The sequence below is a fragment of the Grimontia kaedaensis genome (assembly GCF_023746615.1).
Taxonomy (GTDB): domain Bacteria; phylum Pseudomonadota; class Gammaproteobacteria; order Enterobacterales; family Vibrionaceae; genus Enterovibrio; species Enterovibrio kaedaensis.
Map to the genome: position 1 here is coordinate 2,888,393 of NZ_CP082275.1, position 21,353 is coordinate 2,909,745.

At 49.9% G+C, this 21,353-nt stretch carries 20 protein-coding genes; 17 read left to right on the forward strand and 3 right to left on the reverse strand.

The annotated features are described in order from the left end of the window. The first annotated feature begins 10 nt into the window (after positions 1–10). The 3 genes from corC (at position 11) to K6Q96_RS13135 (ending at position 3,120) form a co-directional block, all read left to right on the forward strand. On the forward strand, positions 11–877 hold the full coding sequence (gene corC / locus K6Q96_RS13125; protein ID WP_046307981.1) for a CNNM family magnesium/cobalt transport protein CorC: 867 nt from the start codon (positions 11–13) through the stop codon (positions 875–877). 7 nt (positions 878–884) lie between these two features. Then, on the forward strand, positions 885–2,435 hold the full coding sequence (gene lnt / locus K6Q96_RS13130) for an apolipoprotein N-acyltransferase (RefSeq protein ID WP_434802148.1): 1,551 nt from the start codon (positions 885–887) through the stop codon (positions 2,433–2,435). Positions 2,436–2,532: 97 nt separating this feature from the next. Continuing rightward, positions 2,533–3,120: a lipid-binding SYLF domain-containing protein gene (locus tag K6Q96_RS13135; RefSeq protein WP_251876310.1), complete on the forward strand. Its 588-nt coding sequence runs from the start codon at positions 2,533–2,535 to the stop codon at positions 3,118–3,120. A 105-nt stretch (positions 3,121–3,225) separates the two neighbouring features. Here K6Q96_RS13135 and K6Q96_RS13140 read toward each other — a convergent pair whose 3' ends face one another. Continuing rightward, complete coding sequence (locus K6Q96_RS13140; RefSeq protein WP_062660652.1) at positions 3,226–3,711, reverse strand: zinc ribbon-containing protein; 486 nt, start codon at positions 3,709–3,711, stop codon at positions 3,226–3,228. A 107-nt stretch (positions 3,712–3,818) separates the two neighbouring features. On the opposite strand from K6Q96_RS13140, the gene leuS reads away from it, so the two are divergent. From leuS to lipA, 12 genes are all read left to right on the forward strand, one after another. After that, the gene (leuS, locus tag K6Q96_RS13145) at positions 3,819–6,392 is read left to right on the forward strand and encodes a leucine--tRNA ligase (protein ID WP_251876312.1); all 2,574 of its coding nucleotides are present in this window, start codon (positions 3,819–3,821) and stop codon (positions 6,390–6,392) included. A 15-nt stretch (positions 6,393–6,407) separates the two neighbouring features. After that, positions 6,408–7,082, forward strand: a complete 675-nt coding sequence (locus tag K6Q96_RS13150; protein ID WP_251876314.1) for an LPS-assembly lipoprotein LptE — start codon at positions 6,408–6,410, stop codon at positions 7,080–7,082. Further along, the gene (gene holA, locus K6Q96_RS13155) at positions 7,079–8,107 is read left to right on the forward strand and encodes a DNA polymerase III subunit delta (RefSeq protein ID WP_251876316.1); all 1,029 of its coding nucleotides are present in this window, start codon (positions 7,079–7,081) and stop codon (positions 8,105–8,107) included. Before K6Q96_RS13150 ends, holA begins: the two co-directional genes overlap by 4 nt. 411 nt (positions 8,108–8,518) lie before the next feature. Beyond that, positions 8,519–8,836, forward strand: a complete 318-nt coding sequence (rsfS, locus tag K6Q96_RS13160) for a ribosome silencing factor (protein WP_062712797.1) — start codon at positions 8,519–8,521, stop codon at positions 8,834–8,836. Positions 8,837–8,840: 4 nt separating this feature from the next. Beyond that, complete coding sequence (rlmH, locus tag K6Q96_RS13165) at positions 8,841–9,311, forward strand: 23S rRNA (pseudouridine(1915)-N(3))-methyltransferase RlmH (protein WP_251876318.1); 471 nt, start codon at positions 8,841–8,843, stop codon at positions 9,309–9,311. A gap of 3 nt (positions 9,312–9,314) precedes the next feature. Further along, the gene (gene mrdA, locus K6Q96_RS13170; protein WP_251876320.1) at positions 9,315–11,216 is read left to right on the forward strand and encodes a penicillin-binding protein 2; all 1,902 of its coding nucleotides are present in this window, start codon (positions 9,315–9,317) and stop codon (positions 11,214–11,216) included. Then, a complete protein-coding gene (gene mrdB / locus K6Q96_RS13175; protein WP_251876322.1) occupies positions 11,213–12,334 on the forward strand; it encodes a peptidoglycan glycosyltransferase MrdB in 1,122 nt (373 codons plus the stop codon). The genes mrdA and mrdB overlap by 4 nt, the downstream gene beginning before the upstream one ends. Next, positions 12,334–13,149: a septal ring lytic transglycosylase RlpA family protein gene (locus K6Q96_RS13180; protein ID WP_251876324.1), complete on the forward strand. Its 816-nt coding sequence runs from the start codon at positions 12,334–12,336 to the stop codon at positions 13,147–13,149. Before mrdB ends, K6Q96_RS13180 begins: the two co-directional genes overlap by 1 nt. A gap of 125 nt (positions 13,150–13,274) precedes the next feature. Further along, entirely contained in the window at positions 13,275–14,447 is a 1,173-nt protein-coding gene (locus K6Q96_RS13185; protein WP_251876326.1) for a serine hydrolase, read from the forward strand. A gap of 253 nt (positions 14,448–14,700) precedes the next feature. Further along, positions 14,701–14,970, forward strand: a complete 270-nt coding sequence (gene ybeD, locus K6Q96_RS13190; RefSeq protein WP_002542316.1) for a DUF493 family protein YbeD — start codon at positions 14,701–14,703, stop codon at positions 14,968–14,970. A gap of 125 nt (positions 14,971–15,095) precedes the next feature. After that, complete coding sequence (gene lipB / locus K6Q96_RS13195) at positions 15,096–15,749, forward strand: lipoyl(octanoyl) transferase LipB (RefSeq protein WP_251876328.1); 654 nt, start codon at positions 15,096–15,098, stop codon at positions 15,747–15,749. Continuing rightward, on the forward strand, positions 15,746–16,711 hold the full coding sequence (gene lipA / locus K6Q96_RS13200) for a lipoyl synthase (RefSeq protein ID WP_046307631.1): 966 nt from the start codon (positions 15,746–15,748) through the stop codon (positions 16,709–16,711). The genes lipB and lipA overlap by 4 nt, the downstream gene beginning before the upstream one ends. 266 nt (positions 16,712–16,977) lie before the next feature. Here lipA and K6Q96_RS13205 read toward each other — a convergent pair whose 3' ends face one another. Beyond that, positions 16,978–17,400, reverse strand: coding sequence for a hypothetical protein (locus tag K6Q96_RS13205; protein ID WP_251876330.1), 423 nt, complete (start codon positions 17,398–17,400; stop codon positions 16,978–16,980). 575 nt (positions 17,401–17,975) lie between these two features. On the opposite strand from K6Q96_RS13205, the gene K6Q96_RS13210 reads away from it, so the two are divergent. Continuing rightward, the gene (locus tag K6Q96_RS13210; protein ID WP_251876332.1) at positions 17,976–19,517 is read left to right on the forward strand and encodes a YjjI family glycine radical enzyme; all 1,542 of its coding nucleotides are present in this window, start codon (positions 17,976–17,978) and stop codon (positions 19,515–19,517) included. Positions 19,518–19,546: 29 nt separating this feature from the next. Beyond that, positions 19,547–20,428: a YjjW family glycine radical enzyme activase gene (locus K6Q96_RS13215; RefSeq protein ID WP_251876334.1), complete on the forward strand. Its 882-nt coding sequence runs from the start codon at positions 19,547–19,549 to the stop codon at positions 20,426–20,428. Here K6Q96_RS13215 and K6Q96_RS13220 read toward each other — a convergent pair. Next, the gene (locus K6Q96_RS13220) at positions 20,425–21,339 is read right to left on the reverse strand and encodes a LysR family transcriptional regulator (RefSeq protein WP_251876336.1); all 915 of its coding nucleotides are present in this window, start codon (positions 21,337–21,339) and stop codon (positions 20,425–20,427) included. The genes K6Q96_RS13215 and K6Q96_RS13220 overlap by 4 nt on opposite strands. Between the last annotated feature and the right edge of the window lie 14 nt (positions 21,340–21,353).

A 21,353-nucleotide genomic window follows, 5' to 3' on the forward strand; every position in this document is an offset into this window, starting at 1 on the left:
AATAGAGACAATGAACGAAGACAACTCACAAAGCTCTGAAGGTCCGAGTAGAAAGACCTTCTTCGAACGTTTAGGACAGATCTTTCAGGGTGAGCCTAAAGATCGTCAGGAACTGGTAGATGTATTCCGTGATTCGGAACAGAACGATCTGATCGATCACGATACACGGGATATGCTCGAAGGCGTTATGCAGATTTCTGAAATGCGCATCCGAGACATCATGATTCCGCGTTCGCAGATGGTGACCATCGAGCGCTCACAACCTCTCGAAGAAATCATCACCATCATCAACGACGCCCAGCATTCACGCTACCCGGTGATCAGCGATGATAAAGACCACGTTGAAGGCATCCTGCTGGCAAAAGACTTGCTGCGTTACCTGATGCCGGACAGCGAACCGTTCGACATCGACAAAGTGATCCGCCCAGCCGTGGTTGTGCCGGAAAGCAAACGTGTTGACCGACTGCTGAAAGAATTCCAGGAAGAACGCTACCACATGTCGATTGTTGTCGACGAGTTTGGTGGTGTATCCGGCGTGGTGACCATCGAAGATATTCTTGAGGAGATCGTCGGCGACATCGAAGACGAATACGACGACGAAGAAGAGCAGGAAATCCGCCAGCTCAGCAAGCACACCTTCGCGGTGAAGGCACTGACCACACTGGAAGATTTCAATGAGAAGTTCGGTTCTCAGTTTAGCGATGACGACATCGACACCATCGGTGGCCTTGTGATGACCAGCTTTGGTCACCTGCCAGGACGTGGTGAAGAAGTGGACATTGAGAACTTCCACTTCAAGGTGACGGCAGCTGACAGTCGACGCATCATCCAATTGCAGGTTACTATTCCAGATACTACTGCAGAGGAAACGGCATAAACGTCAAATGCTAAACATCGAAACATTTAAGCGGCCCCAAGTATTCATGCGGATCTTCGGGGCCGCTTTTTCAGGTGCACTCGCCACCCTCGCCTTCGCGCCTTACTCCTTCTGGCCAGCCATGCTGGTCTCTCTGGTGGCACTTCTACTTCTTATTCATGGACAATCTCCGAAGCGTGCCGGCTACATCGGATTTTTCTGGGGTCTGGGTCAATTCGGCACCGGCGTCGGCTGGGTTTACGTCGTTATCGAGAAATTCGGTGGGCTGCCTACCGCAATTGGACTGGCCTTGATTGGTCTGTTGGTTGCTTACCTCGCACTGTTCCCTGCGCTTTTTTCCTATATCCTGCGCCGTGTTCAACTGCCGCTGGCACTTTCCTATTTGCTACTGGCACCATCTCTCTGGCTGTTGGTTGACTGGTTCCGTGGCTGGTTCCTGACGGGTTTCCCATGGCTTTGGCCGGGTTACAGTCAGATTGAAGGGCCATTAGCCTCCTTTGCGCCCATGTTCGGCGTGCAAGGTATTACGCTCGCACTGCTTATCATTTCAGGCTCAATCGCCATCACACTGATAAACCGAAAAGCGTCTGCGCTTCTTCCGGCATTGGTTGTTGGCGCAGTTGCAACCGGTGCCTCTTTTGTACCTTGGGTTCAGGAAACGGGAGAGAGTGTGGATGTGGCAATGGTTCAGGGTAATGTGCCCCAAGAGCTAAAGTGGCTGCCGAGCCAGCGTTGGCCTACCCTGCTGGCGTATCAGGACATGACACGCCAGAACTGGGATGCAGACATTGTGATTTGGCCGGAAGCGGCGATACCCGCTCTGGAGCGGGATTTACCGGATTTCCTCGCGCGTTTGGATGCCGCTGCCATCAATAATGACACAGCACTAGTCACAGGCGTTCTGGATATCAACTCAGACGGGCAGGCCTACAACAATGTCATTACCCTTGGTGACAACGGGGAAGGCGGTTACAGCTACCCCTCTTCACAACGTTACAGCAAACACCACCTGTTGGTGTTTGGTGAGTTTGTGCCGTTTGAAGATATCCTACGCCCTCTAGCGCCGCTGTTTAATCTCCCCATGTCATCTTTCAGTCGAGGTGATTACACTCAGTCAAACATTGACGCCAAAGGCTACCAGCTTGCACCCGCGATTTGCTATGAAATCGCCTTTAGCGATCAGGTTAGGCATAGCCTCACGGAAGAGTCGGATTTCATTCTAACTCTTTCCAATGACACCTGGTTTGGTACCTCAATCGGCCCCCATCAGCATTTAGAAATCGCCCGTATGCGCGCGCTGGAAAATGGCAAGCCGGTTCTGCGAGCGACCAATACCGGTCTGACCGCTGCTATTGGCTACAAAGGGGAAATTATCGACCAAATCCCGCAGTTCGAAAAGGTAGTGCTGAGAACTGATGTGCCGACGACGGCAGGCCAGACACCTTACACCCGCTTCGGAGACTGGCCTCTCTATGCATGGATTGTTCTGTCAGGGTTGGCACTGGTTCTGTTAAATCGAGGTCAAAAATCCGCAGTTAGGACCCAGTCGCAACAATAAGAGCGAACAAGCGCTATAAAATCATGTCTTAATCAGCCAGAGGGAATTATCTCTCTGGCTTTTTTAATGATTGATTTAGTTTGATATGGAGAGTCTTATGCGCGCCTTGGCCAGAATTGCGTCTTCCGTTGTTATCCTTTTAGCATCAGTCTTTGCTCCACTTTCCCATGCAGAGCCAGATGCCGAACTCTTTGCTGACACCCGTGCTGCATTGGCGAACTTTCATCGCTTCGAACAGGTAAAACCTTTCTTTGAAAAAGCTTATGGATACGCAGTATTTCCATCGGTAGGCAAAGGTGGCTTCTGGATTGGCGGCGCATATGGCAATGGACTGGTTTACCAAGGCAATCAAACGGTTGCCGAAGCCGAGTTGATTCAGGTGTCGGTAGGACTGACCTTCGGTGGGCAGGCATTCAGCGAGATACTTTTCTTTGAAGACAAAGAAACCTTCGACAGTTTTATGTCGGGCAGCTTTGAGCTCGGAGCGCAGGCTTCTGCCACCGCTTTAACTGAAGGCGCAGCAGCACATGTCGGCACGACAGGCACCTCAGCGAGTGCCGGAAGTGCCCAATCCAAAGCCTATTACATCAATGGCATTGCCATTTTCACCCAAGCTAAGGGCGGCTTAATGATCGAAGCTGCATTGGCCGGACAAAAATTCAATATCGAGCCGCTGGGGAATTAAGACAAATCGATCCTGGGTTCTAGGACCTAGGTCCTAAAAAATTTGAAGGGTAAACAAGCCAGTGTTCAAGCCTCTTTGCCCATCAGCTCTCAGCGTCAGAGTCGACTATGCAGGAAACGGCTTACGACTGAATTCTTTACTGCCACATTTAATGCATGGCGTCAGCACATCCACATGGGTGTGCTCAGTCTGATTGCCACATTTCTCACAAATTAAGATACCGAGCCCAACCACTTCACCGGCGTTATAAACACCATGATGCTGAATGTCCTGAAGCACCTCGCGCCACTCCAGTTGAGTTTTATCTGTGATTTCCGCAAGCTGTTCCCACAATGTGTTGGCAATCAGGTCACGAAACAGCTGACCATCATCTTTGTTCTCTTCCGGCTCGTTGTAACGCGCACCAAATTCCTGCACATCACGTTTGAAATAAGCTTCGATAAGGGCAAGCTCATCTTTGGTCATGTCTGACGCCGCTTTCACGTACTTTTCAGACAAATCCAGCCAACGTTGTAACTCTTCAGGGCTGTGCTTTAGTGCTTCGCTGATCCGTTCGACCAGCACCTTGTACTCCGCTTTTTGCTCTGACATAGGCCACCTCTGCATTCAACTGTTGTTGCGCCTTCTACCTTTAGTTATTCTATGTCGATTATTTTGGTTCATTTTATACCTATCTCACAAATTCCCGGATGTCATCGATGCAAGAACAATACCGTCCACAGGACATCGAGCCTAAAGTTCAGGCCGATTGGGACAAGAACAAAACCTTCGTAGTTCAAGAAGACCCAAGCAAAGAAAAGTTTTATTGCCTTTCCATGTTCCCGTACCCAAGCGGTCGACTACACATGGGTCACGTGCGTAACTACACCATCGGTGACGTCATCTCTCGCTACCAGCGTTTGCAAGGCAAGAATGTGATGCAACCTATCGGTTGGGACGCGTTCGGTCTGCCTGCAGAAAACGCGGCCGTGAAGAACAAGACTGCGCCAGCACCTTGGACATACGAAAATATTGAGTACATGAAGAACCAGCTAAAAATGCTGGGCTTCGGCTACGACTGGGAACGTGAATTCGCGACCTGTACGCCTGAATACTACCGTTGGGAGCAAGAGTTCTTCACCAAGCTTTACGAGAAAGGCTTGGTGTACAAGAAGATGTCTACGGTTAACTGGGACCCTGTAGACCAAACGGTTCTGGCAAACGAACAAGTTGTAGATGGACGCGGTTGGCGTTCAGGTGCAATCGTTGAGCAGAAAGAGATCCCGCAGTGGTTCATCAAAATCACTGAATATGCTCAAGAGCTAATCGACGATCTGGATAACCTGGATGGCTGGCCTGAAATGGTCAAAACCATGCAGCGTAACTGGATTGGTCGCTCTGAAGGTGTTGAACTTAAATTTGAAGTAAAAGGTCAAGCTGACCTTGAAGTTTACACAACACGTCCAGACACGCTAATGGGTGTGACTTATGTAGGTATCGCAGCAGGCCACCCTCTTGCGACAATCGCCGCTGAGACCAACCCAGAGCTTGCAGCATTCATCGAAGAGTGTAAGAACACCAAAGTAGCAGAAGCTGAACTGGCGACAATGGAGAAGAAAGGTATGGCTACTGGCCTTACTGCTATTCACCCATTGAACGGCCGCGAAGTACCTGTTTACGTAGCAAACTTCGTATTGATGGACTACGGTACAGGCGCTGTTATGGCAGTACCTGCACACGACCAGCGCGACTTCGAGTTTGCAACCAAGTACGGCTTGAACATTGAGCCAGTGATCCTGGCAGAAGATGGCAATGCACCAGACATTTCTGAAGCTGCACACACCGAGAAAGGCGCTTTGTTCAACTCGGGTGAGTTCGACGGTCTGAGCTTCGAGCAAGCGTTCGATGCGATTGCAGAGAAGCTGGAATCAGAAGGAAAAGGTCACAAGACAGTGAACTTCCGTCTGCGTGATTGGGGTGTATCTCGTCAACGTTACTGGGGTGCACCAATCCCAATGGTAACCACTGAAGACGGTGAAGTGCATCCAGTGCCAGCTGACCAACTGCCAGTCATCCTGCCAGAAGACGTGGTAATGGACGGCGTAACCAGCCCAATCAAAGCAGACAAGACGTGGGCAGAAACCACCTACAATGGTCAACCAGCACTTCGCGAAACCGACACCTTCGATACCTTTATGGAATCAAGCTGGTACTACGCGCGTTACTGTTCGCCAAAAGCAGACGAAATTCTCGACTCAGAAGCAGCAAACTACTGGCTACCTGTTGACCAGTACATTGGTGGTATCGAGCACGCAGTAATGCACCTGCTTTACTCTCGTTTCTTCCATAAACTGCTGCGCGATGCGGGCTACGTTACATCTGACGAGCCATTTAAGCGCCTGCTGTGTCAAGGCATGGTACTGGCTGATGCTTTCTCTTACGAAAACGAGAAAGGCGGCATTGAGTGGGTTTCTCCAACTGAAGTAACCGTTAGCCGTGACGAAAAGGGCCGCATCACTAAGGCTGTCGATAGCGAAGGCCACGACCTTGTTCACTCAGGCATGACCAAAATGTCTAAGTCGAAGAACAACGGTATCGACCCACAAGAGATGGTTGATAAGTACGGTGCTGACACCGTGCGTCTGTTCATGATGTTTGCATCACCAGCAGACATGACCCTTGAGTGGCAAGAGTCTGGCGTTGAAGGTGCTAACCGCTTCCTGAAACGTGTTTGGAAACTGGTATTCGAACACACTTCGAAAGGTGAAGTGGCTGCGCTGGATGCATCAGCACTGAACGCTGATCAGAAAGCACTGCGTCGTGAAGTTCACAAGACTATCGCGAAAGTGGGCGATGACATCGGCCGCCGTCAGACCTTCAACACCGCGATCGCTGCGATCATGGAACTGATGAACCGTCTGACCAAAGCACCTCAAGACACTGATGCTGACCGCGCTATTCTGGATGAAGCAGTGAAAGCGATTGTTGCGATGCTTTACCCAATCACTCCGCACATCAGCACTGAGCTGTGGGCTGCACTGGGTCAAACTGACATCGACAATACGGTATGGCCGGTTGCTGACCAAGACGCCATGGTGGAAGACGAGAAGCTGATCATCGTTCAGGTGAATGGCAAGCTTCGCGCGAAAATCACCGTTGCAGCAGACGCAGCTAAAGAATCAGTAGAATCGATGGCGCTAAACGACGAACACGTTGTGAAGCACACCGAGGGTAAAACCGTACGCAAAGTGATTTACGTACCGGGCAAACTGGTTAACATCGTTGCTAACTAACACAGGGAGTATTCGGTGAAATCGATCTTTCGCTCTCTCCGAACCCTGCTAGTCGTGGTGGCCGCTTTGGCCACCGCTTCTTGCGGATTCCATCTTCGTGGCAGCTACAACCTGCCAGACGAAATCCAGAAACTGTCAGTCACCAGTTTCGATAAATACGGCAAACTCACCCGTGAAATGAAGACTCAACTCCGTCTTCATGACATTGATGTCATCCCGCCAGCCCAAACCATTTCTAACCTGCACCTGAAAGGCGAAAGCTATGGTGAAAGCACCTTGTCGCTTTACCAGAACAGCCGCGTAGCGGAAAAGCAATTTGCTTATACCGTCAGCTACTCAGTGACAGTGCCGGAAAAAGGCAGCTACAACTTCTCGACATCTCTTAGCCGCACCTACCTTGATAACCCATTGACCGCCTTGGCGAAGTCAGTGGAAGAGGAAATGCTGGCGCAGGAAATGCGCGTTGAAGCAACCAAACAGATCATGCGACAGCTTGCCCGTCTGAATGCGCACATCGAAGCCTTCGAGCGCAAAGAAGCGGAAGAAAAAGCACTGCGTGAACTGTATCAGGGTGTGGACGAAGAAAAGTCCTCAATGACCATCGAAACCCGTTTCGATGGCAAAGATGACGAAACCCGCGGAAAGCCTCTGTCGAGCTTCACCACCAGCGGTGAAGAAAGCACAGAATGAGGATCTACCCAGAGCAACTGACACAGCGTCTTGATCAGGGGCTGTGTCAGACCTATCTCATCTTCGGCAACGAGCCGCTGCTGAAAGAAGAATCCAAGCAAAGCATCATTGATGTCGCCCAAAAACAGGGCTTCGATGAGAAGCATCGCTTCGTCATTGATAACCAGCTCAACTGGCAGGATGTTTATGACGTTTGTCAGGCACTGAGCCTGTTCGCCAGCCGACAAACCATCTTTCTGGCACTGCCTGAAAACCCGCTGACCACGGCTCAAGCCAATGCACTGAAAGAACTGCAGCCTATGCTGCATCAGGATTTGGTTTTGATCCTCGATGGCCCTCGCCTGAACAAAAAACAGGAATCAGCCAAGTGGTTCACCAGTTTCCAGGCAAACGGTTTGTATGTGCCATGCAACACACCTGATGGCAGACAGCTGCCACGATTCATAGAGAATCGCTGTCACAGTCTGGGACTGCATCCGGATCACGAGTCTGTGATGCTTCTGGCACAATGGCATGAAGGTAACCTTCTGGCACTGTCGCAAAGCCTGATGAAGCTTCAACTGCTCTATCCAGACGGTGAACTGACACTGCCAAGGCTTCAGGATGCCTTATCACGTCACAACCACTACACGCCATTCCAGCTCACCGACGCACTGATTGAAGGCAGAGCCAAGCGCGCTGTTCGTATCGTTCGTCAGCTTGAAGCAGAAGGCGTGGAAATCACCATTTTGCTGCGGGTTATCCAAAAAGAGTTAATCCAGCTATGTAAAATGCAGGAGTACGGCGCGTCTGGTATGGGTCTCAGCAAAATCTTTGACCATTTCCGGGTCTGGCAAACACGCCGCCCAGCCATGACTGCGGCGCTTCACCGTTTGACGTTGCCAACGCTGATGCACCTTCTGCAAAGCCTTGCAGCCATCGAAGTGATGGTAAAAACCGACTTCGACAGCCAACCTTGGCCAGCACTTTCAGCGTTTTGTCTTGAGATGTGTGGTCATCCGCTTCCGCTGTCACCTGTCAACTGACAGTCAAACCGCGACACCGCTGTATTCTATTCATCTCAGCCAGTGGTATAATTTTTAGATTCGTCTTAGGGGCTGTTGATCTTTGGTGATGGTTTTTGCAGCAGTTTGTGGGGATTTTATGCAAGGCAGAGGTTTCGATGTGTAGCTAGCCTGCATGAGAAGCCGATAACGCAGCAGAAATTCCCCACAAACGCTGCCCGAAGGGTTCGACTGCGCGTCCCGTACCCTAAGCGTTTTATGCTTTGTTGAGGTGTCTTTGCTTAGAATGACTAGGCGGCACACACCTCGCCGCGCCTAAAACGCTTAGGGCGAGAACAAAATTTAACCACCAAAGGTCAACAGACCCTATAAAAAGGACTGTCCTGCACTTTTTTGCAGAACACTGCACCAAACACCGATAAGGGGAAAACATTGCTTCCGGAACAACTTCAAGACTTTGTTGTCGATAAAGCAGATGATATGAAAGCCGCAGACATCGTGACGCTCGATGTCCGCGAAAAGAGCAGCATTACCGATTTCATGGTGCTATGCACCGGTAACTCAAAACGCCATGTCTCTTCCATTGCAGAGCACGTCGCTGATGAAGCGCGCGCAGCTAACGTTGATACCTTGGGTATGGAAGGTGAAAACGAAGGCGAATGGGTGGTACTGGATCTCGGTGATGTGATGCTTCATATCATGCAAGATGAACAACGTCAGTTGTACCAGCTAGAAAAGCTGTGGAACTGATGCAATGAAGTTACAACTGATTGCGGTCGGTACAAAGATGCCGAAATGGGTTGAGGAAGGCTACAAAGAATACAGTCGCCGCTTCCCAAAAGACATGCCACTGGAACTGGTAGAAATCCCAGCAGGTAAGCGCGGCAAAAATGCCGACATTCCGCGCATTCTGCAAAAAGAAGGGGAAGCCATGTTGGCCGCCGTTCCAAAGGGTAACCGCATCGTGACGCTGGATATTCCGGGCAAGCGCTGGGACACAGAACAACTGGCAGGTCAGCTGGAGAGCTGGAAGCTGGATGCTCGTGACGTGTCTATTCTGATTGGAGGCCCTGAAGGCCTGTCGCCGGCTTGTAAAGCGGCTGCTGACCAAAGCTGGTCATTGTCTCCGTTGACACTTCCTCACCCGCTGGTACGTGTGGTGATGGCTGAAAGTCTCTACCGCGCCTGGAGCATCACAGCAAATCACCCTTATCACCGGGAATAATTCATGAAGCACAAGCGTAGTCCTATACGCGATCATCAGGCCGAGTCTTCCCTCTTTTTCCGCCGGGCCGTTGTGGCTTTCGGTGGCATTCTCGTTCTCGTCGGCGTCCTGCTTCTTAACCTGTATAACATTCAGGTGGAAGATCATGATGATTACATCACCCGCTCCAATGACAACCGCATCAAAGTCGTTCCTGTTGCGCCAAACCGAGGGTTGGTTTACGACCGCAATGGCAAATTGCTCGCGGAAAACCGCCCTGTTTATGCATTGGAAATTACACCCGAGCAGGTGAAAGATATTCCCGGTACCATCGCCAGCTTGCAGGAATTACTCCCGATTTCTGAAAACGAAATCCGGGCATTTGAGCGTGACAAGAAACGCACCCGCCGTTTCAACGCCGTCACCCTGAAAAACCAGATGACGGAAGAGGAAGTGGCCATTTTCTCTGCCAATCAGCACAAGTTCCCCGGCGTAGAGATTAAGGGCTACCTCAAGCGTTACTACCCCTATGGTGACGCGTTAACCCATGTCTTGGGCTACGTGGCGAAAATCAACGATAAAGACATAAACCGTCTTGATCGTGAAGGAGTGCTAAACAACTACAAAGCGACCCGTGATATCGGCAAACTCGGCATTGAAAGATTTTATGAATCGGAGTTGCACGGCACCGCTGGGTATCAGGAAGTCGAAGTCAACAGCCGTGGACGTATTATCCGCACGCTGAAGTACGTGCCACCAGAGCCGGGGAAAGATCTGGTATTGAACCTGGATGTCGATCTGCAACTGTACATCCGATCTATACTCGGCGATCGCCGTGGCGCAGTTGTGGTGCTCGATCCGAAAGACTCTTCAGTGCTAGCGATGGTTTCCACGCCAAGTTATGACCCGAATCTGTTCGTTCACGGTATCTCCGGCAAAAATTACCGCAAATTGCTCAATGACAAAAACCGTCCGTTGGTGAATCGCGCCACCTTGGGTATCTATCCACCCGCATCGACGGTCAAGCCTTTCATTGCTGTTGCGGCACTGGAAGAAAAAGCCATCACGCTGAACACCACGCGAAACGACCCGGGTTACTGGCGCTTGCCGAACTCAACCTCACGTCCTTTCCGTGACTGGCTCGCATGGGGTCATGGTCGGGTGAATATCGTTCAATCGATTGAAGAGTCGGTGGATACTTTCTTCTATCAAATTGCCTATGACTTGGGCATCGATAAGCTATCTACTTGGATGAGCCGCTTTGGTTTCGGTGATTACACCGGTATCGACATCCATGAAGAAAGCAAAGCCAACATGCCAACCCGCGAATGGAAAATGGCACGTCATCGCCAGCCTTGGTACAAGGGTGACACCATTCCCGTCGGTATTGGCCAAGGTTATTGGACAGCGACCCCGATGCAAATAGCGAAAGCGACCTCAGTGTTGGTCAACCGTGGTGAAGTCAATCCGCCTCATTTGCTCCAGCGCATGGAGAACGAAGGCGTCATGGAAGTGGCACCATTTTCTCCGTACCCACCGATTGTTAACGTGGATGAGAAATACTGGGATGCAGCCTTAGAAGGCATGCGTCTAGTCAACCACGGCAAGAAAGGGACGGCTCGCCGCGCTTTTGCTAACGCTGAGTATGTGACTGGCGGTAAGTCAGGCACAGCGCAGGTCTTTGGTTTGGGTGAAGACGAAGAATACAATGCGGATGAAATCGCTGAACACCTTCGTGACCACGCGCTCTATACCGGCTTCGCACCATTTGATGATCCAGAAGTGATTGTCTCTATGGTGTTGGAAAACGCAGGTGGCGGTTCAAGTAACGGCGCTCCTATCGCCCGTCGTATCTTCGACCATATGCTGGTTGATGGCTACAAAGACAAAAAGAACGCAGATAAGAAGGAGGAGCAAGTCCAATGAGCTTGTTTGCATCAACTGGTCAGAAGAAGACTGTGTTTGAGCGGTTGCACATAGACTTGCCTCTTTTGCTCGGCATCCTTGCACTGATGGGATTTGGCCTGATGGTGATGTGGAGTGCCAGTGGCCAGAGCGTTGCTATGATGGAACGTCAGGTCTTCCGGATCTTTCTTTCGCTGGGCGTGATGTTTGTGCTCGCCCAAATCTCTCCCCGACATTACGAGTTTTGGGCTCCCTATCTGTATGTGACGGGGATTCTGATGCTCATTGCCGTGCTTTTGTTTGGTGAAACTGCCAAAGGCGCGCAGCGTTGGCTGGATTTAGGGGTTGTCACCTTCCAGCCATCAGAATTAATCAAACTTGCCGTACCATTAATGGTGGCACGCTTTATCGGTAAAGAGCCTCTACCACCGCGTTTTCAAACCCTGATTATTGGTTTGGTGATGGTCTTTGTTCCCACCATTCTCATTGCCAAACAGCCAGATTTAGGAACCTCAATCTTGATTGCGGCATCAGGTATTTTTGTTCTGTTTCTGTCCGGCATCAGTTGGCGAATCATCTTAGGAGCCGGTACTTTGGTAGCCGCGTTCATCCCAGTGCTTTGGTTCTTCCTGATGCGCGAATACCAACGTGTCCGCGTTCGCACCCTGTTTGATCCAGAATCCGACCCATTGGGCGCGGGTTACCACATCATTCAATCAAAAATTGCCATTGGTTCCGGGGGCATTGCCGGTAAAGGGTGGCTTCAAGGCACACAATCTCAGTTGGAGTTCCTGCCAGAGCGCCATACCGACTTTATCTTCGCCGTTATTGCTGAAGAATGGGGAATGATTGGTGTCGCATGCTTGCTGGCGCTTTACCTTTTCATCATCGGCCGTGGCCTGTTAATTGCCAGCCGCGCGCAAACAGCATTTGGGCGTATGATGGCAGGCAGTATTGTGCTTAGCTTCTTTGTATATGTTTTCGTTAACATCGGGATGGTAAGCGGGATCTTACCCGTTGTTGGTGTTCCCCTGCCCCTTGTCAGTTATGGCGGCACCTCAATGGTGACTTTGATGGCAGGTTTCGGCATCTTAATGTCTATCCATACTCATAGAAAAATGCTTTCTAAGGCTCTGTAATGAAAAAAATATTGGTGATTACTGCTCTCGTACTTTCCGGCTGTGCCACGCAAAGCGATGACCGCTACAGTCTGGAGCACGATAAAGCGCCGGAAGCGATTCCAACGCTGGATCATGTCGAGGATGCACAACCACGATACGAACCTTACAGCCGAGCCGGTAACAAGGACTACACCGTCCTTGGTGAGAGTTATAAGGTGATCAAAGACCCTGAGGATTACACTGGGGAGGGCATTGCATCTTGGTATGGCAAGAAGTTCCACGGCCATAAAACGTCAAATGGCGAGATTTACGACATGTTCTCCATGTCCGCTGCCCACAAAACGCTGCCACTGCCTAGCTATGTAGAAGTAGAAAACACCGCTAATGGCAAAAAAGCCATTGTCCGCGTCAATGACCGTGGTCCTTTCCATGAAGGGCGCATTATTGACCTGAGCTATGCAGCGGCATCCAAGCTGGACATTCTGAAAACCGGGACGGCACCTGTAAAAGTGACGCTACTCAAGGTTGATAAACCTCAAGACAATAATGAGTGGCAAGGTGCACGCCTAAACCGCTATTTTGTACAACTGGTCGCGATATCCAGTCAGGACAAAGCGAAGCAGGCTGCTGACACTTTCCAAAAGCAGTTTGAACTGCCAACGAATATCCACCAATCAGGCAGCGTTTATCGTGTGCGTTTAGGGCCATTTTACGACTACGACCAGACACAAAAAGCCGCATTGCTTGCCAGAGAACAGCAAATAAATGAGGCATTCGTCGTTGTTGAGCCAATTACCGATGAACCGGGCAAGAATTCGGGTGTCAGTAATTAGGGTCTGTTGGCCTGAAAGTTTCAATTTAGTAAGTTGTTGTAACCCTGTCTGACACTACACGGGCTATCTGTTATAGTGTGGACAAGTTTTTTGACTGAAGAAATACCAAGTAAGTACCTAAATCTATGAAAAAATCACCCTCATTGTTGCGCTCTTTAGTCTTATCGACTGCTGTCTTTTCTTCTGCTGCAGCCGTTGCAGCCCCAACCGTCGTCCCGGATGCGCCTCAAATCGCGGCAAAAGGGTACGTACTGATGGATTACAACTCGGGTAAGATTCTGGCGGAAAACAACGCCTACGAACGTCTTAACCCGGCCAGCCTGACCAAGATGATGACCAGCTATGTGATTGGTCAGGAAGTTGAACGCGGCAACATCAGCCTTGATGATGATGTCGTTATCAGCAAGAACGCCTGGGCGAAAAACTTCCCTGGCAGCTCGAAGATGTTCATTGAAGTCGGTACCACGGTAAAAGTGGAAGACCTGAATCGCGGCATCATCATCCAGTCTGGTAATGATGCTTGTGTGGCAATGGCTGAGCACATTGCAGGTTCTGAAGACTCGTTTGTCGATCTGATGAATGGCTGGGCGAAAACGCTGGGTATGAATGACACCCAGTTTTCGAACTCCCATGGCCTAGATGATGATGACCTCTACACAACGCCTTATGACATGGCGCTGTTGGGTCAGGCATTGATCCGAGACGTGCCGGACGAGTACCGCATTTACAACGAGAAGTCTTACACCTACAACGGCATTACCCAGTACAACCGTAATGGCCTGCTATGGGACAAGAGCATGAACGTGGACGGCATCAAAACCGGCCACACTGACAAAGCAGGCTACAGCCTGGTGAGTTCAGCAACCGAAGGTGACATGCGCCTGGTTGCGGTTGTTATGGGCACCAACAGTGCAAACGCACGTAAGGCTGAAAGCAAGAAACTGCTGAACTACGGCTTCCGTTTCTTTGAAACCGTCGCACCACACAAAGCGAACGAAACCTTTGTGACCGAGAAAGTGTGGATGGGCGACACCGACCAAGTTGCTCTGGGCGTTTCTGAAGACACCTACGTCACCCTGCCACGCGGTAAGGCAAAAGACTTAGAAGCAAGCTTTGTGCTTGAGAAAACACTGGAAGCACCAATCGCGAAAGGCGATGTTGTTGGTAAGCTTTACTACCAGGTTGACGGCGAAGACATCGCGGAATACCCATTGGTAGCATTGAATGATGTGCAGGAAGGTGGCTTGTTCAGCCGTCTGATGGACTACATCATCATGTTCTTCAAGAACTTGTTCTAAGACTCAAGTCATGTCTTTCAAGGGCAGCCAATGGCTGCCCTTTTTATTTCCCTTCTCGGCCCCATATATACTCAAGCGACCTGACGATGCTAGCTTAATCCGGCACCTTAAGGTTGTTTCGATACAAGAAAAAGCCACCAACTTGTTTTCTCAACACAGGACGATTACTATTCGTCTCCAACAAATTGCGTGATCATCTGCACATATATTTTGGGTAAACAGAGAAACTCTGTGACCAATTCTGGAGTTATAAATGCAAGAGCAACCAAAACTAAAAGACCTGCTGGAATTCCCGTGTAAGTTTACTTACAAGGTCATGGGATACGCGAAGCCAGAGCTGACAGATCTGGTTTTGGAAGTGATCCAGCGCCACGCACCGGGCGATTACAGCCCAAGCGTTAAGCCAAGCGGCAAAGGCACTTACAACGCAGTTTCAGTCACCATTACGGCCACTTCTATCGAACAAGTTGAAACGCTGTACAAGGAACTGGGTGACATTGAAATCGTGCGTATGGTTCTGTAATCCTCTATTAGACTAAAGAACCACAATACCCATACGATTAGGCGGCTGTTATTTCAGCCGTCTGTCATTATAATGTCGTGACTGAGACAGCTATCCCCATCATATTCAATTCCGGCAGGTATACATTGCAGCAGAACCGCCTCATTATCAGACAACTCGGATTGCGTCCTTACGAACCAACGTGGAAAGACATGCATGCTTTCACTGACGAACGTAACGCCGATACAACTGACGAAATCTGGCTGGTAGAGCACGAACCTGTGTTTACCCAAGGACAGGCGGGAAAAGCTGAACACTTGTTAGCAACGGGGGATATCCCGGTAGTTCAGAGTGATCGTGGTGGTCAGGTGACTTATCATGGCCTAGGCCAGCAGGTGGCTTACTTCCTGATCGATCTGAAACGCAAAAAGCTGGGTGTGCGAGAGCTGGTTACTTCGATTGAGAACATTGTGATCGACACGCTCGCTCATTACGGTATTGAATCCCGTGCGCGTCCTGATGCGCCGGGCGTGTATGTGGGTAACGACAAAATTTGCTCGCTGGGTCTTCGTATCCGCCGAGGCTGCTCTTTCCATGGGCTGGCGCTTAACGTCAATATGGACTTGTCACCTTTCCTTCGTATCAACCCGTGCGGTTATGAAGGCATGGCAATGACACAAACCGTCGATTTAGGGGGCCCGGCTTCACTGACCGAGCTATACCCTGTGTTAGTAGAGAAACTGACTTCGCATCTGGGCTATGATCAGGTCGAGTCCCTAACAGAAAGCAATCAACTATGAGCAAACCGATCCAGATGGAACGCGGTGTCAAGTACCGCGACGCAGACAAAATGGCGCTCATCCCGGTCAAGAACATGCCGACCGAACAAAAAGAGATGCTGCGCAAACCTGAGTGGATGAAGATCAAGCTGCCTGCGGACAGCAAGCGTATCCAAGACATTAAGTCTGCGCTTCGCAAGAACAATCTGCATTCGGTATGCGAAGAAGCCTCCTGCCCTAACCTGGCGGAATGTTTCAACCACGGCACCGCGACCTTCATGATTCTGGGTGCCATTTGTACCCGTCGCTGTCCGTTCTGCGATGTGGCACACGGCCGTCCAAACCAGCCTGATGAAAATGAGCCAGCGAAACTGGCAAAAACCATCAGCGACATGAAGCTGAAATACGTGGTTGTGACTTCAGTAGACCGCGATGATCTTCGTGATGGTGGTGCGAAACACTTTGCTGACTGTACCCGCGAAATCCGTGCGCTGAACCCAGAGATTCGTATCGAAACCCTGGTACCTGACTTCCGTGGACGCATGGACACTGCGCTGGAATTGCTGAAAGACAATCCACCAGATGTGTTTAACCACAATCTGGAAACCGCACCACGCCTTTACCGTAAAGCACGTCCGGGTGCGAACTACAAATGGTCTCTGGAACTGCTGAAGAAATTCGGCGAGATGCATCCAAACGTCCCAACCAAATCCGGTCTGATGATGGGTCTTGGCGAAACCAAAGAGGAGATCATCGAAGTGCTAAAAGATCTGCGTGCACACGGTGTGACCATGCTGACACTTGGCCAATATCTGGCACCAAGCCGTCACCACCTTCCGGTTGAGCGTTATGTGCCGCCTGAAGAGTTTGATGAGCTGAAAGAGATTGCGCTGGAGCTGGGCTTTACTCACGCAGCATGTGGTCCGTTCGTACGCTCTTCTTACCATGCTGACCTGCAAGCGCAGGGCGTGGAAATCAAGTAAGCGCTCACGCAAATTTAAAGACGAAAACGCCGAGCATTGCTCGGCGTTTTTTGTTTCTGGTCGTTAAAGTCTGTTTCTGTTCTGTAGAGGGATAGTGTTGTGGTGCTTTAAATGGATTTGGGGCAAGAGTGAATTTGCACCTTAGCTCGAAGTAATCTAATTCTGATAACCTTAGATTGGGGAAAGTGAAGTAGATGGGCTTGTTGTTCGAGAGCATTGGCTGCTAACGCAGCCGATGAATTGCTATTGCCAACGGCTCATATTGGCTATGTGTTTGACTCTAGATCGTTTTCCTGAAGTAACTCTTCAGAAGGTAAAGTCATTGGATTGTGATAATCCAACTCTAGGAGTTTGATATGAAAGTTCGAAAAACGCTGAAAATGAACAACCCAATCAGAAACTTTATACTTTCCGCTCCAAGAGTCCTCAAAGCAAGGATCGCCGATGTGAGCATGCCATAGCTGATACTTATTGGCTTTCTCGATTAATGCTTCTCGGTCTGGGTAATGTTCAGGAACTCGGTTTGAAGGAGATACTTTACCAACCCAGCCATGTAAGCCATTCTCTTCAACGTGGTCGATAAAATCATCAATTTTTTCTAGTGTGTTATCTGAGAAACGCTCAGAGTAATACTTTAAAAAAGTAGAACCAAAATCTACTGTACCTCTTTTCTTGTTGCTTTGGCCCACGCTCTACGCTGCTCCCTATCTAGTCCAGTTGGCACTCGGAAAGATTTTTCTTGAGCCAATACTACCAATTTATTGATTTTTTTACGATCAATAACTTGAGTAGTTTCTGCTACGTAGCTCGCTGTGGCTGCCATGACACTTGCCTCTCAACTAATAGGGTACTTAAAAGCCTATGACGTAATATTACTCTACAACCTTGCACTAATCAATTTCCGAGTATTTTTTGCGAACTTGGGTGCGCTATGTACACAGAATCGATGATCAACATAATTCGAGTGATACTGGAAATCCCAGCGTAACTCACGGTTCAAAATTAGGAAGTCCATCGAAGAATCTTGATCTGAGACTGATTGGCTTTTTATTTGCCAACATGAAATGGCGCATTTTCGAGTTATACAGAGTACAAAGTCGACGGCATCAATCTTTCTCCCTCCACCATTTCCCTTCAGTCCTTTGTAACACCGATTCCACACCACATGGATTTCCATTTTGGAAAAATATGCTTCTCGATTGTTCAATAGTGGAAAACCGGATTCGCGCTTAGAATAAACCCAAATTAAAGTAGGGTCTTTCCCATGAGCAAGCATCTGACTGAACTTCAAGAACGTTTCTACCAAATCATCAACAACCCAACCCTGTCGCCAAAGCAGAAAAATCAAGGGCTGGCGTTGGAAGCAGAAGCAAGCCTGCCTTACATGGATATCTCTGACGATATCGAGCAGGCGATGAAAGACGGCGTTATCTGTGACATGTTTGAAGGTCACGCACCATTCAAACCACGCTACGTACTGCCAGACTACGCAAAATTCCTGTCTCAGGGTTCTGAGTACCTGGAGCTGTCTCCAGCAGAGAACCTGGATGATGCGCTGAACATGCTGAACATCATCTACCACCACGTACCATCAGTGACCAATATTCCGGTTTACGTGGGTCAGTTGGATGACGTGCTGATGCCTTACGTGGGCGATCTGTCAGACGAAGAGATCTACCAAAAAATGAAGCGTTTCTGGATCATGCTGGACCGCACCCTGCCAGACGCATTCATGCACGCAAACATCGGCCCTGCAGACAACATTATCTGTCGCACTATCCTGCGCGTGGATGCTGAGCTGAAGCAAATCGCACCAAACCTGACGTTCATGTACGACCCTGCGGTGACTTCTGACGATCTGCTGAGTCAAGCGACCTCAAACATCGTTGAGTGCAGCAAGCCGCACATCGCGAACTATCCAATGCACGCTGCGGCATACGGTGACAAGCGTTTCGGTATCGTGAGCTGCTACAACTCGCTGCCACTGGCTGGCGGTTCTAACATCCTGGTACGTATGAACCTGAAGCACGCGGCTGAGAAAGCGGAAAGTGCTGAAGACTTCCTGAACGCAGTATTGCCAACCTATAGCAAGCTGATGATCGAACTGATGGATATTCGCAGCAGCTTCCTGCACGAGTCTTCAAACTACTTTAAACACTTCCTGGCAACAGAAGGTCTGATTGAAGAAGGCCGTTTTGCCCCAATGTTCGGTATTTACGGCATGGCGGAAGCCGTCAACATCCTGATGGAAAAAGACGGACAGTCACTGAAGTACGGTCACGATATCGCGGCAAACGAACTGGGCCACGCTATCTCTGCAAAACTGGCTGAGATTGTTGAAGCAAGCCCTGTGAAGTATGGCCTGAACGGTAAAGCGGTACTGCACTCACAAGGTGGTATCAGCATCGATAAAGACGTAACCCCGGGTGTTCGTATTCCTTACGGTACTGAACCAGACCCAGTGACTTACGTGCACGCAACCGCTGGTCACCATAAATACTACACCTCGGGTATCAGTGACATTCTGACCATCGACGAGACAGTAAAATCAAACCCAGAAGCCATGTTCAACCTGTGTAAGGGTGCAATCAACATGGGCTACCGCGAATTCACCGCGAACGTTGCATCAAACGATCTGGTACGCGTAACGGGTTACATGATCAAACTGTCTGACATCGCGAAATACGACGATGAAGGTTCGCGTAAGAACACCACGTGGCTAGGCGCAGAAGCGGCTTGCAACACAGGTATTCTTGACCGCGCACCTCGTGTGGTGAGCTTCGAGACCACGCCTGTTTACAAGTAATCCTAGGTAGCTAGCGAACTCACCGGAGAATGTCAGTGAAACCGAGTAAGACAAACGCATTGGTCAGCCGGATCCTGACATTCTCTTGCGTCGATGGACCGGGCAACCGCCTGGTCATTTTTTTGCAGGGCTGTAATTTCGACTGCATTACCTGCCACAACCCGCATACTATCAATCACTGCACCGATTGCGGCGATTGTGTCGCACCCTGCCCTGCTTCAGCCCTGTCATTCAGTGCTGAAGGCAAGGTGGTTTGGGATGATGAAAAGTGTACCCATTGCGATCTTTGCATCGACGTGTGCCCTCATAAATCCAATCCAAAAATTGTCAGCTACAGCTTGGACGATATGCTGGCCTTGGTTCGCCAACACCACTTTTTCCTGAACGGCATTACCGTGTCAGGCGGTGAAGCGACCCTGCAACTGCCGTTCATCATCGAGTTGTTCAAAGCCGTAAAAGCCGATCCTGCGTTGTCGCACCTGACATGTTTTATCGACAGCAACGGTTCATTATCCCGTGCAGGATGGGAACGTGTTGCTCCTTACCTTGATGGCGCAATGATTGATTTAAAATCTTGGCAATCCGAGACGCACCGCTGGCTCATTGGCCGCGATAAACACCGCGTGATTGATACTATCGACTTGCTGGCTGAAATGGGAAAACTGCACGAAGTGCGTTTGCTTCATATTCCGGGGAAAAGTGACTTGGATACGGAAGTGGATGCCGTCGGCGAATATCTCAATAAACTGCCAGAATCAGTTCAAATCCGCCTTAATGCGTTTCAGCACCATGGCGTAATGGGTCAGGCATTAGAGTGGGAAAAATGCAGCGAAGCGGAAATGGAACGCTTCCACGATTTGCTGTTCGCCCGCATTCAGCGACCGATGCTGAAACCGACCATTTATACTTAACTCTCGGCAATAAGATGGCTGTGCAGCCAACGACACGCAGGGTTATTCAGGCTCACTGTATTCCAAACAAGACTGTATGCCACCTGCCCGTAATCAAACGGCAGAGGTTTCGCCACCAGCCCTTTTGCCTGCAAAGCGGTTTCCGCCCAACGTTTAGAGCAGGTAAACAAATAGTTTGAGTGGTGACAGGTGGATGCTGCCGACCCAAAGTCCGCCACGCGCATGGCTATCTGGCGCGCACCATGGTGCTGAGTCAGGGTTTGTTCGAAATACGGCTCTGACAAATCTTTATCAATCACGTTGATATGGCGACAACTCAGGTAGCCATCAACGTCTAACTCCACACTTGCCAACGGATGGTTTGGGTTCATCAAACACACCATTTCATCCTCCAGAATCGTCTGCCAGACTAGGCTCTTGCTGAGCGTCGGTGGCTGACTGACATCGTGAGGAAGTACGAGAAAATCCAGTTTCCCACTCAGCAGCGCTTCGAAACTGAATTGCTCCTTGGTGGAGATACTTAGCTGCGCGCTGGCACCCAGTTTTTGGGAAATATCACATAGCGTGGGCGCGAAAAGCTCAAACGTACTTTCCCGCATGGCGAGTGACAGACTGCCGCCAAACCTCTCCGGTGCGAATTCACCCTGCTCAAAGATACCGCTGATATTGGAAAGCACATTATGGATAGCAGGACCAATGCTGAGCGCGTATTGCGTCGGCATCAGTTGGTTGCCGCGACGGAAAAAGAGTTCGTCATTCAGATCGGATTTGAGCTGCCCCAATGCCTTACTGACACTTGATGGCGTCACGCAAAGGATCTCTGCCGTTTGTGTCACGCTGTGCGTCATTAGAAGCACATGCATCACTGTGAGGTTTTTCATGCTGATGCGGGAGAGCGTGGTGTAATCCATGGCGGTCTTTTTCG

Bases quoted from the DNA above. Each gene is read 5' to 3' on its own strand.
- leuS (WP_251876312.1), top strand. From the start codon at position 3,819: ATGCAAGAACAATACCGTCCACAGGACATCGAGCCTAAAGTTCAGGCC.
- lnt (WP_434802148.1), top strand. From the start codon at position 885: ATGCTAAACATCGAAACATTTAAGCGGCCCCAAGTATTCATGCGGATC.
- mrdB (WP_251876322.1), top strand. From the start codon at position 11,213: ATGAGCTTGTTTGCATCAACTGGTCAGAAGAAGACTGTGTTTGAGCGG.
- K6Q96_RS13210 (WP_251876332.1), top strand. From the start codon at position 17,976: ATGAGCAAGCATCTGACTGAACTTCAAGAACGTTTCTACCAAATCATC.
- lipA (WP_046307631.1), top strand. From the start codon at position 15,746: ATGAGCAAACCGATCCAGATGGAACGCGGTGTCAAGTACCGCGACGCA.
- K6Q96_RS13140 (WP_062660652.1), bottom strand. From the start codon at position 3,711: ATGTCAGAGCAAAAAGCGGAGTACAAGGTGCTGGTCGAACGGATCAGC.
- ybeD (WP_002542316.1), top strand. From the start codon at position 14,701: ATGCAAGAGCAACCAAAACTAAAAGACCTGCTGGAATTCCCGTGTAAG.
- K6Q96_RS13215 (WP_251876334.1), top strand. From the start codon at position 19,547: ATGTCAGTGAAACCGAGTAAGACAAACGCATTGGTCAGCCGGATCCTG.
- K6Q96_RS13180 (WP_251876324.1), top strand. From the start codon at position 12,334: ATGAAAAAAATATTGGTGATTACTGCTCTCGTACTTTCCGGCTGTGCC.
- K6Q96_RS13135 (WP_251876310.1), top strand. From the start codon at position 2,533: ATGCGCGCCTTGGCCAGAATTGCGTCTTCCGTTGTTATCCTTTTAGCA.
- mrdA (WP_251876320.1), top strand. From the start codon at position 9,315: ATGAAGCACAAGCGTAGTCCTATACGCGATCATCAGGCCGAGTCTTCC.
- K6Q96_RS13220 (WP_251876336.1), bottom strand. From the start codon at position 21,339: ATGGATTACACCACGCTCTCCCGCATCAGCATGAAAAACCTCACAGTG.
- K6Q96_RS13185 (WP_251876326.1), top strand. From the start codon at position 13,275: ATGAAAAAATCACCCTCATTGTTGCGCTCTTTAGTCTTATCGACTGCT.
- rlmH (WP_251876318.1), top strand. From the start codon at position 8,841: ATGAAGTTACAACTGATTGCGGTCGGTACAAAGATGCCGAAATGGGTT.
- corC (WP_046307981.1), top strand. From the start codon at position 11: ATGAACGAAGACAACTCACAAAGCTCTGAAGGTCCGAGTAGAAAGACC.
- holA (WP_251876316.1), top strand. From the start codon at position 7,079: ATGAGGATCTACCCAGAGCAACTGACACAGCGTCTTGATCAGGGGCTG.